Source organism: Deinococcus aestuarii (genome assembly GCF_018863415.1).
In the GTDB taxonomy this organism is placed as follows: Bacteria; Deinococcota; Deinococci; order Deinococcales; family Deinococcaceae; genus Deinococcus; species Deinococcus aestuarii.
Map to the genome: position 1 here is coordinate 201,623 of NZ_JAHKSN010000001.1, position 15,867 is coordinate 217,489.

Genomic DNA, 15,867 nt, shown 5'->3' on the forward strand with positions numbered 1-15,867 from the left:
CCTGCACTACCATGCTCCCCGTGCGTTCCCCCCTGCCCCGCGCCGTCCTGACCCGCCTGGAGACCGGGCGGCTGGTGGTCCTCAGCGTGGTGCTCGGCGCCCTGGTGGGGGGGTTGTGCATTCCGCTGCGGCTGGGGCTGGACTTGCTGCTGCGGCTGGGAGCCCGGGTGACCGGCTACTCGCCCCCCGGCACCCCCGGCGAGGGCGGGTTGCTGATGGCCTTTGTCGGGACGGCGCTGCCCTGGGGGCTGCTCGCCCTGCCGGTCGTGGGGGCCGCCTGCGCGTGGCTGGTGCCCAGGGAGACGGGCGGGCCCCTCGCGCAGCTCGTGGGGGGCTACCACGCGCGGGGGCAGTGGCCCACTCCCCCCCTCCAGCTCCGGACGATGGCGGCCACGCTGCTGGGGTACGGGGCCGGGCTGCTCGTGGGCCGCGACGCCCCCTTCACGATGGTCGGGCAGCTCGGCGCGCGGGTGCTGCGGCGGGCCACCCGGCTCGACGCGGTGGAGACGCGCACCCTGACGCTGGCGGGGGCGGCGGCGGGGCTGGGGGCGGTGCTGCACGCGCCCCTCGCGGCGGCGGTCCTCGTGACCGAGGTGCTCTACCGCCGCTTCGAGTTCGAGTTCGAGGTGCTGATGCCCTGCGTGCTCGCCTCGGTGGCGGCGTACGCGGTGTACGGGGCGGCCTTCGGGTTCACGCCCCTGTTCAGCGTCCAGGATCTCCAGGGACCCGCCCTCGCCCAGGCGCTGGGCTTCGCGGGGGTGGCGCTGGCGGTGACGCTGGCGGGGTGGGCGTCCCTCCTCGGCTCCCGGGTGCTGCCCGAGCCCTGGACGGCCGGGGTCCCGCGCGTGGTCCTGGGAGGCGCCTTCGGGCTGCTCACGGCGGCGCTGGCGGTCCTGGGCACCCCCGCCGTGCTCGGTGACGGGTCGGGCTGGGTGCAGCTCGGGCTCTCGGGCTTTCTCGGGCCGGAGGCGGTCGGGGTGGGCGCGTGGCGCTGGCTGCTCCTCGCGCTGGGGGCGCGGCTGGCCTTCGGGGGCGGGGTGCTGCCGTCGGTGGGGGTGGGCGGGCTGCTCGGCACCGGAGGGGCGACGTGGCTCGGGCTGGACCCGGCGGTCGGTGCGCTCGTCGGGTCCGTCGCCTTTCTCACCGCCACGCTGAACGTGCCCGTGGCGGCGGCGCTGCTCGCGGTGGCCTGGGGCGGCGACGCCATGCTGCCCACCGCCCTGCTCACCGCCGGGCTGGCCCACGTCGTCAGCGGCGAGGCGGGCCTGCTCGGCGTCCAGGCCCGCTCCCGCGCCGCGAGTGCCGTCCACGCGGGGGGCGCCCTCACCCTGCTGCCCGAGGGGGTCCGGCTGGCCGCACGCCGCTCCCCGGAGGACACGCCCGGCACCCCACTCGACGCCCCCGCCGCGGACGGCGGCCCCGCCCCCCTCACCTCCGACCGCGAGCTGTACCGGCGGGCGGTGCCGAGCGGGTGGCAGGGGGCGCGGCTCTCGGTCCTCTCCCTCCCCCCCGGTGTGGAGGTCGTGGGCATCGTGCGGGAGGGGACCGTGCGCCCGCCCCGCCCGGAGCTGCGCCTCACCGCCGAGGACGAACTCGTCTTCCTGGCGCGGCCTGAAGCATACGCCGCCCTCGAAGGGGTGCTGCGGCTGCCGGGCTGAGGCCCCCGTCTCCCCATCCTGAACACGCCTCCCGGGCCGTGCCCATAATGCCCGGGTGTCGGTCGTCCGCCCCCTTCCCCGCCGAGCGTCCTGGAGCCGCGACGAGCGGCTGGGCATCCTCAACGGCTGGCTGGTGCTGCTGGGCGACGGCTTTCTCAACGTGTCGGTGGTGCTCGCGGGCTTCGCGGCGCGGCTGGGGGCGCCCAACGCCGTGATCGGCCTGCTGCCCGCCATCGCGGGGGGCGGGTGGATGCTGCCGCAACTCCTCGTCGCCGCGCGGGTGCGGTCCCTGCCGCACAAGCTGCCGGTGTACCGCTCGGCGGCGCTGGTGCGGCTGCTCTCCTACCTGGCGATGGTGATCGTCGCGGCGACGCTGGCGGAGCGGCCCGCGCTGTGCCTCACCCTCTTCGTGCTGGCGATGCTCGTCAACGCGGTCGCCTCGGGGGTGGCGGGGCTCCCCTTCCTGGAGGTCGTGAGCAAGGTCGTGCCGCCCGAGCGGCGGGCCCGCTTCTTCGGCACCCGCAACCTGTACGGCGGGCTGCTCGCCTTCGGGGCGGGGCTGGGGGTGCGCTGGATTCTCTCGTCCGGTTTGAGCTTCCCGCTGAACTACGCGCTGATCTTCCTGCTCGGCGCCGCCGCGTACACGGTGGGATACGGGGTCTTCGGGCGGGTCAGCGAGCCCCCGGACGAGCCCCAGCCCCCCGGCAACTTCCGGGACGAGGTGCGGGCCATCCCGTCCACCCTCGCCGACCGTCACTTCCGCGCCTTCCTGACGGTGCGGCTGCTGCTCGCCGCCGCGAGCCTCGGGGACCCCTTCTACGCCGTGTACGCCCTGCGCGACCTCGGGTACCCGGCGGCCACCCTGGGCGTCTTCGTGATGACCCTGACCGGCGTGGCACCCCTGTCCAACCTCTTCTGGCAGCGGGTCGCGGAGCGCAAGGGCTCGCGGCGCATCATCCGGTACGCGTCCTTCTCGGCGATCCTCGCGCCGCTGACCGCGCTCACGGTGGGGACGCTGGGGCTGGGAAGCTGGGCGTACCTGCTCGTCTTCCTCTTCTCCAGCGTGGCGGCGCAGGGCTTCAACCTCGGGCACACCAACCACCTCCTCAACATCTCGCCGCCGGAGGCCCGCAGCCGGTACATCGGCACGCTGAACACGCTGGTGGGCACGGCCCTCTTCGCCCCGGTCGTGGGCGGGGTGATCGCCGACGCCCTCGGGTACCGCGCCGTCTTCGGCCTCGCCGCCGTGCTGTTCGCCCTGGCGTGGTGGCAGTGCGGGAGGCTGCGCCGGGACGCCTGAGGGGCAGGAACTCTCCGCAATTCCGCGAACGGGGACAGTTCCGCCGGCCCCCGGAGGGCGACAATAGGACGGGGCCGCGTGGTGGACTCCGAGCGCCTCCTCCACCCGCCCCGAGGAACCGCCCATGACCATTCTCCCGCCCGACCGAGACCCCGAGGACCAGCCCTCCCCCCGCGCCCGGCCCACCCGCCGCGAGTTCCTGCGCCACGCCGCCCTCTTCACGGGGACGGTGGCGGCCCTGGGCGGCGGCCTGACCCTGCTCACCCGCCGACCCGGGGCCGTGGACACCACGCCGGGAGAAGACCTCGTGTGGCGCCCGAACCACCCCCCCGGCCCCTACGACACGGCGGAGGCGGTCACGCCCTACCGCGAGGCGACGACCTACAACAACTTCTACGAGTTCGGTTTCGGCAAGGACGACCCCGCCCGCCGGGGGGGCAGCCTGCGCACGCGGCCCTGGACCGTCCAGATCGACGGGGAGGTCCGCAGGCCGCAGACCGTGGACCTCGACACCCTCCAGTCGTGGTTCCCCCTCGAAGACCGCATCTACCGGATGCGTTGCGTGGAGGCTTGGTCGATGGTGATGCCGTGGCTGGGCTTCCCGCTCGCCGCCCTCTTGAAGCGGGTGGAGCCGACCGGGCAGGCGCGGTACGTCCAGTTCACGGCCCTGCACGACCCGGAGCAGCTTCCCGGCCAGCGTTCCGGCGTGCTCGACTGGCCCTACGTGGAGGGGCTGCGGCTGGACGAGGCGCTACACCCCCTCACCCTGATGGCGGTGGGGCTCCAGGGGCGGGTCCTGCTCCCCCAGAACGGGGCGCCGCTACGGCTCGTCGTGCCCTGGAAGTACGGTTTCAAGAGCATCAAGTCGGTCGTGCGGATTACCCTCACCCGCGAGCAGCCGCGCACGACGTGGAGCGAGGCCGCGCCCGACGAGTACGGCTTCTACGCGAACGTCAACCCGGCGGTGGACCACCCGCGCTGGAGCCAGGCCAGCGAGCGCCGCATCGGGGAGCTGGGGCGCCGTCCGACCCTGCCCTTCAACGGGTACGCGGAGGGGGTGGCCCACCTGTACGCGGGGATGGACCTGAGGCAGTTCTTTTGACGGTCCGGTCTCCCGCCCGTGTTCCCCGCCGCCCCCTCCCCTGGCTCGTCCCGGCGGTGACGGCGGGTGGCCTCCTCCCCTTGGCCGTGCTGCTCTCGGACGCCTGGACGGGGGCGCTCGGCGCGAATCCGGTTCAGCGGGCCCTGCACCAGACCGGCCTCCTCGCCCTCGTGCTGCTGATCCTCTCGCTCGCCTGCACGCCGCTGCGGCTGGTCTTCCGGTGGACCTGGCCCGCGCGCATCCGCCGGGCGCTGGGCCTGCTCGCCTTCGGGTACGCCGCGCTGCACTTCCTGATCTACCTGTTCGACCAGGGATTCGCGCCCGGCGCCGTCGTCACCGACGTGTTGGAGCGGCCCTTCATCACCGTCGGCTTCATCGCGCTCCTGCTCCTCGTGCCGCTGGCGTGGACGAGCAGGTCGGATTCGATACGCCGACTCGGATTCGCCCGCTGGCAACGGCTCCACCAACTCGTCTACGTGGCGGTGAGCCTCGCCGCCCTGCACTACTGGTGGGGAGTCAAGAAGGACCACACCGCCCCGTTCCTGGCCGTTCTCGCCCTCGCGGCGCTGTTCGCGGTGCGGCGGGTGTGGAACCGGCGGCAGCCCGTCCGGACGCGGGCCACGCAGCCGGGCGACTGACACCCAGCCTGCCGGGATTCAGTGCCCGAGAATCTTGCCCAGGAACGCCTTCGCGCGCTCGTGCTGGGGGTTGGTGTAGAAGGCCTCGGGCGTCGTGTCCTCCACGATCTGGCCCGCGTCGAAGAAGAGGATGCGGTCGGCGACCTCCCGCGCGAAGCCCATCTCGTGCGTGACGACGAGCATGGTCATGCCGGTGCGCGCGAGCTCCTTCATCACGTCGAGCACTTCCTTGATCATCTCGGGGTCGAGGGCGCTGGTCGGCTCGTCGAAGAGCATCACCTTGGGGTCCATCGCCAGGGCGCGGGCGATGGCGACGCGCTGCTGCTGCCCGCCGGAAAGCTGCGCCGGGTACTTCTGCGCCTGCTCCTCGATGCCGACGCGGCGCAACAACTCCAGCCCGCGTCTCTCGGCCTCGGCCTTGCTCGTCTTGCGAACCCGGGTGGGCGCGAGGGTGATGTTCTCCAGCACGGTGAGGTGCGGGAAGAGGTTGAAGGACTGGAAGACCATCCCGACCTCGCGCCGGATCGCGTCGAGGTTGCGGGCCCCCTGGAGGGGAATGCCGTCTACCGTGATGCTGCCGCCGTCGTGCGGGTCGAGCGCGTTGATCGTGCGGATGAAGGTGCTCTTGCCGCTGCCCGAGGGCCCGATGATGACGACGACCTCGCCGGGCCGGACGCTCATGCTCACCCCGCGCAGGGCGTGGAAGTTCCCGAAGTGCTTGTGCACGTCCTGAGCGACGATGATGGGCTGCACCGCCCGGGTGTCTGCGCCCGTGCCCGTGCCGGTGGAGACGGAGCCGGTGATGATCTGGGTCATGCGCGGAGTGTACAGGCTGCCGGAGGAGGGGACGTTGAGCGGCGCCCGCGACCCGGACGGTCTGTGGCGCGCGAAGCCCCCGGCGGCCCGGGGTGGAAGCGGCTCCAACCTTCATCACATGCTAAACTTCACGCCACCCGCCGCACCGGCAACCCTCCACCGTTGCCCACAAGGAGCCTCCATGAAGACAGTCACCACCGCCCTGCTGCTCGGCACCGCCGCCGTGGCGCTCGCGCAGGGCACCACCTTCCTGACCATCGGTTCGGGCGCCACCACGGGCGTGTACTTCCCGGTCGCCACGGGGATGGCGAAGCTGATCAACGACTCCGGCAGCGGTGTGCGCGCCAACGCCCGCTCGACGGGGGGCAGCGTGTTCAACGTGAACGCCCTCGGGACGGGGGAGCTGGACGCCGCCATCGCGCAGAACGACATCGTGTACTACGCCTACCGGGGCACGGGCATCCAGGCCTTCCAGGGCAAGGCGAACAACAAGCTGCGCACGATGGCCGTTCTCTACCCTGAGGTGCTGCACGTCATCGCCCGCCGCGACGCGGGGATCAACTCCATCGCCGACCTGAGGGGCAAGCGTGTGGTGATCGGCGACCTGGGCTCGGGCACCGAGCAGACGGCGCGGCAGGTGCTGGAGGCGTACGGGCTGAGCTTCGACGACCTCGGGCAGGCGCTGCGGGTGTCGCCCGCGCAGGGCATCACCCTGATGCAGGACAAGCGCGCGGACGCCCTCTTCTACACGGTCGGCGTGGGCGCGAGCGCCATCTCGCAGATCGCGCAGACGGTGGACGTGAAGGTCGTGCCCGTGGGCGGCAATCAGGCTTCGGCCCTGATCAAGAAGTACCCCTTCTACGTGCGCTACAACATCCCCGCCCGCAGCTACAAGGGCGTGGGCGCCACCGTCCCCAGCGTGGCCGTGCAGGCGACCCTGGTGACGACCACCGGCGTCAGCGAGGACGCCGTGTACCGCGCGATGAAGGCCGCCTTCGACAACGAGGCCGAACTCAAGGGCCTGCACCCCAGCCTCGCGACCAACTTCTCGTACGACAAGGCCGTGAAGGGCCTGCCCGCGCCGCTGCACCCCGGCGCCGCGAAGTTCTTCCGCGAGAAGGGCGTCAGCGTCCGCTAGGCACCCCCTGGGGCCAGCACCCGGGCCAGCCGCCCACCCCCTGCGGCTGGCCTCTTTTATTCGGGAAAGGATGAGTGACCTGTGAGTGACCCGACGAGACCGATCTCCAGCGACCCCAGCCTGGAGATGACCGAGGGCGAGCGCCGCGCCATCGAGATGGTGGAGGCCGCCGAGACGGGCGGACGCAAGCTGTTCGGCTGGCAAAAGGGGCTGGTGACGGCCCTGGCCGTCGTCTGGTGCCTTTTCCAGATGTACGCGGCGCAGGTGGGCACCCTCGACCCCATCGTCTTGCGGGCGACGCACCTCGCCTTCGCCTTCGCGCTGGGGTATCTGGTGTTCCCCTTCCGCAAGACGCCGGGCCAGGCCCAGGTGGGCGTGCCGTGGTACGACTGGATTCTGGGGGCGATTGCCACCGGGAGCGCCGTCTACCTGATCGCCGAGTACCCCACCATCGCCAACGTGCAGGGCGGGGTGCTGAATTCCACGGACGTGTGGGTGGGGAGCGCGATGGTGATCCTGCTGCTGCTCGCCGCGTGGCGCACCATCGGGATCGCCATGCCCATCGTCGCGCTGGTGTTTATGCTGTACGCGCTGACGGGACCACGGGGACTGATCCGGGCGGACCTGGGGCCGCAGCTCCAGCTCCACGCCGGGCAGACCTGGCCGCAGGTCGTCGGGCAGCTCTTCGCCAACACGGAGGGCATCTTCGGCACGGCCATCGGCGTCAGCGCGCAGATCGTCTTCCTGTTCGTGCTGTTCGGCGCGATCTTCGACAAGCTCGGCGCGGGCGACTGGTTCATGAACGTGGCCCAGGGGCTGCTCGGCGGGTTCCGGGGCGGCCCGGCGAAGGCGAGCGTGCTGTCGAGTGCGCTCAACGGCATCATCAGCGGGTCGGCGGTGAGCAACGTCGTGACCGGCGGCAACATCACCATCGGCACGATGAAGCGGGTCGGGTACTCCGCCGAGAAGGCGGGCGCCATCGAGGTGGCGAGCAGTTCCAACGGCCAGCTCATGCCCCCGGTGATGGGCGCGGCGGCCTTCATCATGGCGCAGAACCTCAACATCGAGTACCGCTCGCTGATCCTCGCCGCCGCGATTCCCGCCTTCCTGTGCTACGGGGCGCTGCTCGTCGTCACGCACATCGAGGCGCTCAAGCTGGGGCTGCGCGGCCTGCCCCGCAGTGAACTTCCGCCCGTGCGGCGGACGCTGATCTCGGGCTGGTATTACCTTCTGCCGCTGAGCTACCTGATCGGCACGCTGACGATCAACCCGGAGGCGACGCCCGAGCGGGTCGCGCTGAACACCATCTTCCTGATGATCGCCATGATGTTCGTGCAGGAGGCGTGGCGGGCGGGCCGGGACGGGCGGGGCGTGGGCCGGGGCCTGGCGGACGGCGGGCGAATGCTGATCCAGGCCTTCGAGAGTGGCGCGCGCTCCATGATCGGCATCGCCATCGCCACCGCCGCCGCCGGGATCATCGTGGGCATCGTGACGATCACCGGACTGGGCTTCGGGCTGGCGGATATCGTGCAGCTCGTGAGCAGCGGCTTCCGCGACCTGCTGACCGGAGTCGCGGGGCTGATTCCGGGGGTGAACGCCGCCCAGGTCGCCACCTTCGGCGCGATGCTGATCGTGCTGTTCATGGCACAGCTCATCGCCCTGGTCCTGGGGATGGGGCTGCCCACCACCGCGAACTACATCCTGATGAGTGCGTTGATCGTGCCCATCGTCGCCCGGATCGCGGGGCTCGACACGAGCAACCCGGCGCAGATGCTCCCGGTCCACATGTTCGTCTTCTACTTCGGCATCATGGCCGACTCCACGCCGCCCGTGGCGCTCGCCGCCTTCGCCGCCGCCGCGATCTCGGGCGGAAATCCGGTGGCGACCGGGATTCAGGCGTTCCAGTACGAACTCAGAACGGCCCTGCTCGCCTACATGATGTTCTTCAACCCGTCGCTGCTGCTGATCGCGGGCAACAGGCTCGGCGGCCTGCCCTGGGTCGAGGCCGTGCCGATGGTCCTCTTCGCCTTCATCGGCCTCGTCGCCTTCAGCGCGGCCACGCTGCGCTACCTGCACCGCCGCACCACCCTCCTCCAGACGCTGATCCTGCTCGTCGCGTCCTTCATCCTGATCATCCCCACGCAGATCGTCTGGAACCTCGCCGCGCTGGGCCTGATCGCCGCCGTGTACTTCTGGCAGAAGGCGGGCAGCCGGGGCGAGCCGCCTGCGGTGGTGGCGGCGGCCTGAGGGAGCGGTCAGCCGTCAGCTTTCAGCGGTCGGCAAAAAACCCCCGGTGCAGGAGGCCGGGGGCTTTGGCTGTTGCTGCTGACGGCTGACCGCTGAAAGCTGAGAGCCTACCTCGTGGCGATCTTCACCCGCTTCTCCAGTTGATCCGTGAACAGCGTCATCACCGTCGTCAGCGCGAGGTACACGGCGGCGACGGTCGCCAAAACCGGGACAGGTTGGAAGGTTTCACTTGAGACGCGATCCCCGGCCAATGTGAGTTCGAGAAGGGCTATGGTCGAGGCGAGCGAGGAGTCCTTGAGCAGCGCCACGAGGTTGTTCACCAGCGGCGGCACGACGATCCTGAGAGCCTGCGGGAGGACGACCGTGCTCATGGTCTGCCCGCCGCTGAGGCCCAGGCTGCGCGCCGCCTCGCCCTGGCCGCGCGGGATGGCGAGGATGCCCGCGCGGATGACCTCGGCGTTGTAGGCGCCCACGTTCAGGGAAAGAGCGATCACGGCGGACCAGAACTCGTCGAGGCGGATGTTCAGCCCGACCGCTTGCAGGATGGGCGGCAGCGCGTTGTACACGAAGAGAATCTGCACGAGCAGGGGCGTGCCGCGAATCAGCCAGATGAAGAGCCCGGCGGGCGCGCGCACCAGCCACAGCGCACTCGTCCGCTGGATACCCGCCACGATGCCGATCACCAGCCCGATCAACCCGCTGACCACCGTCAGTTGCAGGGTCATCCGCGCCCCCTCCACGAACAGGTCGGCGCGGGGGCCGATGGGGTCGGGAACGGCGCGCAAGACCTGGGTGATCAGGAAGAAGAGGAGCAGGAAGGCGGCGACCGCGCCCACGAGCCACAGCAGCAGGTTCACGCCGCCGAGGGGTGGCCGGGGCGTGGTCTTCTGGGCCGTCATTCGTCGTCCCCGGCAGGCGGGGCGGAGTGGAATGTGGGTTGGATTGTCATTGACTGATCATTCCACAAATCGCGGCGTCCGGTGCCCGTCCCCGTGGGCCGTCCGGGGGTGGAAGTCCCGTCGTGCACGCAGAAAAATCCCGGCCGCCCGCGAGCGACCGGGAGGGCGGTGCGGCGTGGGCTCAGCGGCAGCGGATGTCCTGACCGAAGTACTGGCCGCTGACCCGCGCGTAGGTGCCGTTGTTCTGCACCTTGGTCAGGGCGGCGTTGAGTTCCTTGAGCAGGCTCACGTTGCCCTTGCGCACCGCCATGCCGATGCGCTCGTTGAACAGCAGGTCACCCTGCACGAGCTTGCCCTTTTGCGCCTTCACGAGGTCGAGCCCGGTGAACTTGTCGCCCACCCAGGCGTCGGTGCGGCCCGCGAGCAGCGCGGCCTGGGCGTCGGTGTCCTTGGGGAAGGTCTTCACGTCGCCCACGCCGGGGACCTTGCGCACGTTCTCCAGGTAGGTCGTGCCGACCTGCACGGCGACCGCCTTGCCCCGCAGGTCGGCGGCGGTCTTCGGGCCCCCCGGCTTGGCGACGATGGCGCCGCCCGTGCAGTAGTGCGGATTCGAGAAGTCCACCGCCCGCGCCCGCTCGGGCGTGATGCCGTGGGAAGCGATCACGAAGTCGTAGCGGTCCTGGTTGAGCCCGATCAGCAGGTTGTCGAAGGGCTGGGTCACCCACTGCACCTTCACGCCCAGCGTCTTGGCGAGCTCATCCGCGAGGTCCACCTCGAAGCCCGTCAGTTCCTTGCCCTTCAGGATGTTGAAGGGCGGGAAGGCGCCTTCCGTGGCGATCCGGACCGTACCGTTGCGCTTGATCTCGTCCCAGGTGCGCGCCTCGGCGGCGGTGGCGAGCAGGGTCAGGGCGGTCAGGGTCAGCAGGGCTCTTTTCATCATGCAGGTTCCTCCGGTGGTGGGCTGGGTGGGATGTTCCGGCACTCTAGCGCCTGGATAAAGGCTGGAGGAAGACCGCGCAGATGAGGAAGCTGACCCGCCTCGCACGAACGGGCGCCGCCTCCCGAGGGGGAAGGCGGCGCCGTGTGAGGCGGGGCGGGGTTCAGTCGTCGGCGGAGACGCTGCCGAGGTTGACGACCCGGCGCGAGGCGTCGCCGTCGTACTCGTAGCCCAGGCCCAGGGTGTCGGCCTGACCGCGCGTGCCGGTTGGGGTGCCGCGGTCGATGGCGGCCTCCGAGGCAGGGTCGAAGGCGTGCAGGCGGGTCTGGTCCACGAGCAGCTCGATGTCGTCGCCGGGCTGCAAGATGGCCTGGCCCTCGATCTTGGCCGTGAGGGTCTGCCCCGCCACGTCGATGATCAGGTCGGTCTGGGCGCCCAGCGGCTCGACGACCACGACCTTGCCGCGCAGCACGTTGGTGCCGTGCGGAATGTCGTTCTGGCCGTGCCCGACCACGCCGAGGTGCTCGGGACGGATGCCCATGAACACGTCCTTGCCCTCATAGGCCCGCAGGCTTTGCGCGAGGCGGCCCATCGGCGCGACGCGGCTGTCGCCGATCACGAACTCGCCCCCCTGCACCTTGCCCGTCAGGAAGTTCATGCTCGGGCTGCCGATAAAGCCCGCCACGAACTTGTTTTGCGGGAAATCGTAGAGGTTCATCGGCGTGTCCACCTGCATGATCAGGCCGTCACGCATCACCACGATGCGGTTGCCGAGCGTCATCGCCTCCACCTGGTCGTGCGTCACGTAGATGATCGTGGCGCCCAGGCGGCGGTGGAGTTGAGAAATCTGCGAGCGCATCTCCACGCGCAGCTTCGCGTCGAGGTTCGAGAGCGGCTCGTCCATCAGGAAGACCTTCGGCTCGCGCACGATGGCGCGGCCCATCGCCACGCGCTGACGCTGACCGCCCGAGAGCTCCTTGGGCTTGCGGCCCAGCAGGTGCTCGATCTGGAGGATCTTCGCCGCGTCGCGCACCCGCTTGTCGATCTCGTCTTTCGGCGTCTTGCGCAGCTTCAGGCCGAAGGCCATGTTCTCGTAGACGTTCATGTGCGGGTAGAGCGCGTAGTTCTGGAAGACCATCGCGATGTCGCGGTCCTTGGGCGGCACGTCGTTCACAATCCGGTCGCCGATGCGCAGGGTGCCGTCCGAGATGTCCTCCAACCCCGCGATCATGCGCAGCGTGGTGCTCTTGCCGCAGCCCGACGGCCCCACGAACACCATGAACTCGCGGTCCGCGATGTGGAGGTTGAAGTCCTTCACCGCGTGGTGCTTGGTGCCGTAACGCTTGTTGATGTGCTCCAGAACGACTTCCGCCATGAGTGGCCTACCTTTCGCCCCTGCTCTTGCCCGTGAAAGGTTCCCAAAATGGGAATCGGGCAACCGGGGTACGAGAACGAGAATCCCGGGGTGTACGCTGACGCTGGGCTGACGGGTGAAGTTTACCACGGGCGGAGCGCGGCGGGACAAGGCGGCGGCGTGGCTGGACCCGGATCAAGACGGGGCGCGGTCGGCCCCCATCCCCTGGGTCGCCGCGAAGGGCGCCTCTCCGGGGCCCGGGGACGGGTTCGCTCAGCATGACCCGGGGGCTCCCCCGCGACGCCAAGGGGGCGCAGACCCACCGGCCCACGCCCCCTTCCCTCGCCGCCGCTCAGCTCGCCTGCCCGAACTCCATGCGGAAGACGTACTTCGTGACCTCGCCCTTGAGGTTGTCGATCATGTCGTTGAACATGTTCGTCGCCTCGAACTTGTATTCGGTGAAGGGATCGCGCTGGCCGTACCCGCGCAGGCCGATGCCCTGCCTGAGCACGTCCATGCCGTGCAGGTGCTCTTTCCAGTGCTGGTCCACGACCTGAAGCAGCACGTAGCGTGACAGGCTGTTGAGCATGGTCGGGCTGAGTTCGTCCTTGCGGGCGTCGAAGGTGTCGGCCACCGCGCCGAGCAGGTGCGCGTGCGCGTCCGCCGGATTCATGCCGCGCAGGGCCTCGAAGTCGTACGCGCCGAGCTGGGGCACCGCGTCGAGCATGTTCGTCCGCAGGGTTTCCAGGTCCCAGGTCTCGGGAGATTGGTCGGCGGGCGCGTACATGGCGAGCTGCATCTCCGCGAAGTCGGCGATCATGCCCTCGGTCGATTCCTCCACGTCCTCGTCGGCGCCGAGCAGCACCTCGCGGCGCTGGGCATAGATCGTGTCGCGCTGCTTGCTCATCACGTTGTCGAACTCCAGCAGTTGCTTGCGGATGCCGAAGTTGCGGTCCTCGACCCGGGCCTGCGCGCGCTCGATGGCCCCCGTCACCATCTTCGCCTCGATGGGCTGGGTGTCGTCCATCCCGAGGCGGTCCATCATCGCCACCACGCGGTCGTTGGCAAACAGGCGCATCAGGTCGTCCTCGAAGGAGACGTAGAAGCGGCTGGAGCCCGGGTCGCCCTGACGCCCCGCGCGGCCCCGGAGCTGGTTGTCGATCCGGCGCGACTCGTGCCGCTCGGTGCCGATGATGTGCAGCCCGCCGATCTCCTGCACGCGGGCCCGGTCGGCGATGGTGTCGGCCTGGAGCCCCTGCGCCTGCCGCACGAAGTCGGCGGTCATGCCCGGAATCCGCATCCCCAGTTCCTCGGCCTCGGGGTCCTGGCGGCTGATCGCCTTGATAAAGGCCTCGGGCTCGGGCGCGTACCGGCTGATCCCGAGCTGCCCCTCGATGGCCTCGCCCAGGATGTACTCCGCGTTGCCGCCCAGCATGATGTCGGTGCCGCGCCCCGCCATGTTGGTGGCGATGGTGACGGTGCCGCTCCTGCCCGCCTGCGCGATGATGCTCGCCTCCTGCGCCTCGAACTTGGCGTTCAGCACCGCGTGCTGAATGCCCGCCTCCTGCAAGAGGGCGCTGAGCTGCTCGCTGGTGACGATGCTCGCCGTGCCGATGAGGACCGGTCGCCCGGTCGCGTGCATCTCCCTGACCTCCTCCACCACCGCCCGGTACTTGCCCAGGCGGGTGCGGTACACCAGGTCTTCGGCGTCCTTGCGGACGATGGGCCTGTTCGTGGGGATCACGAGCACGTCCGAGCCGTAGATGTCGAGGAATTCCTTTTCCTCGGTCTTGGCGGTGCCCGTCATCCCGGCGAACTTGCCATACAGGCGGAAGAAGTTCTGGTAGGTGATCGTGGCGAGCGTCTGGTTCTCGTTCTCGATCTTGACGCCCTCTTTCGCCTCGATGGCCTGGTGCAGCCCCTCGCCGTAACGGCGGCCCGGCATCGAGCGGCCCGTGAACTCGTCGATGATGATGACCTCACCCTCGTTGTTCACGATGTAGTCCTTCTCGCGGTGGTAGAGCTCACGCGCGCGGATCGCCTGGGTGATCATGTGCGCCTTGTCCATGTTCTCGGGGCTGTAGAGGTCGGGCAGCGAGAGCAGCCGCTCGATCTTGGAGATGCCGCCCTCGGTGACGTGGACCTGCTTGCCCTTCTCGTCGATGGTGTAGTCGCCGGTGGGCTCCGCGCGCTTGCCGGGCTCGGCGGGCTCGCCGCGTTGCAGGCGCCGGATCAGCTTGGCGTAGACGTAATAGAGGTCGGTCGCCTTCTCGGCGGCCCCCGAGATGATCAAGGGCGTGCGGGCCTCGTCGATCAGGATGGAGTCCACCTCGTCCACGATGGCGAAGTTCAGCGGATGCTCCGCCCGCAGCACGAGCTGCTCGCGGCTCTGCGCCATGTTGTCGCGCAGGTAGTCGAACCCCAGTTCCGAGTTGGTGACGTAGGTGATGTCGCAGCCGTAGGCGGCCTGACGCTGGTGCGGCTGCATGTCGCGGGTGATCAGGCCGACGGTGAGCCCGAGCGTGCGGTAGAGCAGCCCCATCTCCTCCGCGCCGACGCGGGCGAGATAGTCGTTCACCGTGACGAGGTGAGTCCCCTTGCCTTCCAGGGCGTTGAGCGCGAGGGCCAGCGTGGCGACGAGCGTCTTGCCCTCGCCCGTGCGCATCTCGGCGATGCGGCCCTGGTGGAGCGCCGTTCCGCCGATAAGCTGCACGTCGTAGTGCCGCTTGCCGATGGCGCGCCTCCCCGCCTCGCGGATCAGGGCGAAGGCGGGCACGAGCACGTCGTCGAGCGATTCGCCGCCCTCCTGCACCCGCCGCCGCAGGTCCATGAACGCCTCGGCGAGGTTCTCGACCTTTTTCGTCTCTTCTTCGAGCGCGTTCACGGGCCCCACCACCGTTTTCACGATGCGCTGCACGTCGCGCTGGTTGTTGTCGAACACTTTGTTCAGGACACGGAACATATCGCCCGAGTATAGCGCGGCAGACCTCACGCCCGCCTGACAAGTTCAGTGAGATGGGCGTAAGGAAGTTGAGCCAAAGAGACTCAGAGGGAGGGCGATGAAAGCCGGCAGAATCTGGTCAGAAAGACCAGGAAGGAGGCTGAACATGACCAAGCTCGTGAAGGTGCAGGATGCCAAGGCCAACCTGAGCCAACTTATCCGCGAGGCGGAGGCGGGAGAGACCGTCATCGTGACGCGACACGGAAAGCCGACGGTGCGGCTGGCGGTGGTGGAGCCGGAACCCGAGACCGGACCGGTTCGCATGGCGATAGAAGCGTTCCGGAACGTCCCCAAGGGCGACATCGAGTTCGAGCGTGACCGGACGCCCTGGGGCGAGATGGATCTGGACTTCGATTGATGCCCTATCTCCTGGACACCAATACCGTCAGCGAGACGGCCAGGCTCCGTCCGAACCCCGACTTGATGGCGTTTCTCGCCTCTGTCCCCCTGACCGAGACCTATCTCAGCGCCATCACCGCCGGGGAAATTGAGTATGGCGTCGAGCGTGTGAGCGATCCGACCCGCCGCGCTCGACTTCGGGCCTGGGTTGACGGACTGCTCGAAAGGGATTATGTGGGGCGAGTCCTGCCTATCACCAGAGACGTGATGACAACCTGGGCGCAACTCGTCTTGCGCAGCGGCAAAACGCCCGGGCAACTCCCCCGAATGGACTCGCTCCTGGCCGCGACGGCCCCCCACCACCGCCTGACCCTCGTCACCCGCAACACCGCCGACTTCCAGGCCCTCGGCGTCCCACTCCTTAACCCCTGGGGGGCT

At 69.6% G+C, this 15,867-nt stretch carries 12 protein-coding genes and 1 pseudogene; 8 read left to right on the top strand and 5 right to left on the bottom strand.

Going from position 1 to position 15,867, the window contains the following annotated elements; genetic code table 11:
• Positions 1-11: 11 nt before the first annotated feature.
• From IC605_RS00975 to IC605_RS00990, 4 genes are all read left to right on the top strand, one after another.
• Positions 12-1,658 (top strand): chloride channel protein, encoded by a 1,647-nt coding sequence (locus IC605_RS00975; protein ID WP_246580242.1) that lies wholly within the window; start codon positions 12-14, stop codon positions 1,656-1,658.
• 55 nt (positions 1,659-1,713) lie between these two features.
• Entirely contained in the window at positions 1,714-2,958 is a 1,245-nt protein-coding gene (locus tag IC605_RS00980) for an MFS transporter (RefSeq protein WP_216317770.1), read from the top strand.
• 124 nt (positions 2,959-3,082) lie between these two features.
• Entirely contained in the window at positions 3,083-4,060 is a 978-nt protein-coding gene (gene msrP / locus IC605_RS00985; protein WP_216317772.1) for a protein-methionine-sulfoxide reductase catalytic subunit MsrP, read from the top strand.
• Positions 4,057-4,698 (top strand): protein-methionine-sulfoxide reductase heme-binding subunit MsrQ, encoded by a 642-nt coding sequence (locus IC605_RS00990; RefSeq protein ID WP_246580243.1) that lies wholly within the window; start codon positions 4,057-4,059, stop codon positions 4,696-4,698. Before msrP ends, IC605_RS00990 begins: the two co-directional genes overlap by 4 nt.
• An 18-nt stretch (positions 4,699-4,716) precedes the next feature.
• Here the strand turns inward: IC605_RS00990 and IC605_RS00995 are convergent, their stop codons facing one another.
• Positions 4,717-5,514, bottom strand: coding sequence for an amino acid ABC transporter ATP-binding protein (locus IC605_RS00995; protein ID WP_246580244.1), 798 nt, complete (start codon positions 5,512-5,514; stop codon positions 4,717-4,719).
• Between the two features lie 181 nt (positions 5,515-5,695).
• On the opposite strand from IC605_RS00995, the gene IC605_RS01000 reads away from it, so the two are divergent.
• Positions 5,696-6,652 (top strand): TAXI family TRAP transporter solute-binding subunit, encoded by a 957-nt coding sequence (locus IC605_RS01000; RefSeq protein WP_216317775.1) that lies wholly within the window; start codon positions 5,696-5,698, stop codon positions 6,650-6,652.
• Between the two features lie 81 nt (positions 6,653-6,733).
• The gene (locus tag IC605_RS01005; RefSeq protein WP_343216457.1) at positions 6,734-8,899 is read left to right on the top strand and encodes a TRAP transporter permease; all 2,166 of its coding nucleotides are present in this window, start codon (positions 6,734-6,736) and stop codon (positions 8,897-8,899) included.
• 107 nt (positions 8,900-9,006) lie between these two features.
• Here the strand turns inward: IC605_RS01005 and IC605_RS01010 are convergent, their stop codons facing one another.
• The 4 genes from IC605_RS01010 to secA form a co-directional block, all read right to left on the bottom strand.
• Positions 9,007-9,798, bottom strand: coding sequence for an amino acid ABC transporter permease (locus IC605_RS01010; protein WP_216317776.1), 792 nt, complete (start codon positions 9,796-9,798; stop codon positions 9,007-9,009).
• Positions 9,799-9,979: 181 nt separating this feature from the next.
• A complete protein-coding gene (locus tag IC605_RS01015) occupies positions 9,980-10,735 on the bottom strand; it encodes an ABC transporter substrate-binding protein (protein WP_216318749.1) in 756 nt (251 codons plus the stop codon).
• A gap of 163 nt (positions 10,736-10,898) precedes the next feature.
• On the bottom strand, positions 10,899-12,110 hold the full coding sequence (locus IC605_RS01020) for an ABC transporter ATP-binding protein (RefSeq protein WP_216317778.1): 1,212 nt from the start codon (positions 12,108-12,110) through the stop codon (positions 10,899-10,901).
• Positions 12,111-12,441: 331 nt separating this feature from the next.
• Positions 12,442-15,051: a preprotein translocase subunit SecA gene (secA, locus tag IC605_RS01025; protein WP_216317780.1), complete on the bottom strand. Its 2,610-nt coding sequence runs from the start codon at positions 15,049-15,051 to the stop codon at positions 12,442-12,444.
• Between the two features lie 145 nt (positions 15,052-15,196).
• On the opposite strand from secA, the gene IC605_RS01030 reads away from it, so the two are divergent.
• Together IC605_RS01030 and IC605_RS25510 are read left to right on the top strand one after the other, a co-directional pair.
• Entirely contained in the window at positions 15,197-15,448 is a 252-nt protein-coding gene (locus tag IC605_RS01030) for a type II toxin-antitoxin system Phd/YefM family antitoxin (protein WP_216317782.1), read from the top strand.
• A pseudogene (locus tag IC605_RS25510) lies at positions 15,448-15,819 on the top strand (PIN domain-containing protein); the annotation flags it as partial. The gene IC605_RS01030 and the pseudogene IC605_RS25510, both read left to right, overlap by 1 nt.
• Between the last annotated feature and the right edge of the window lie 48 nt (positions 15,820-15,867).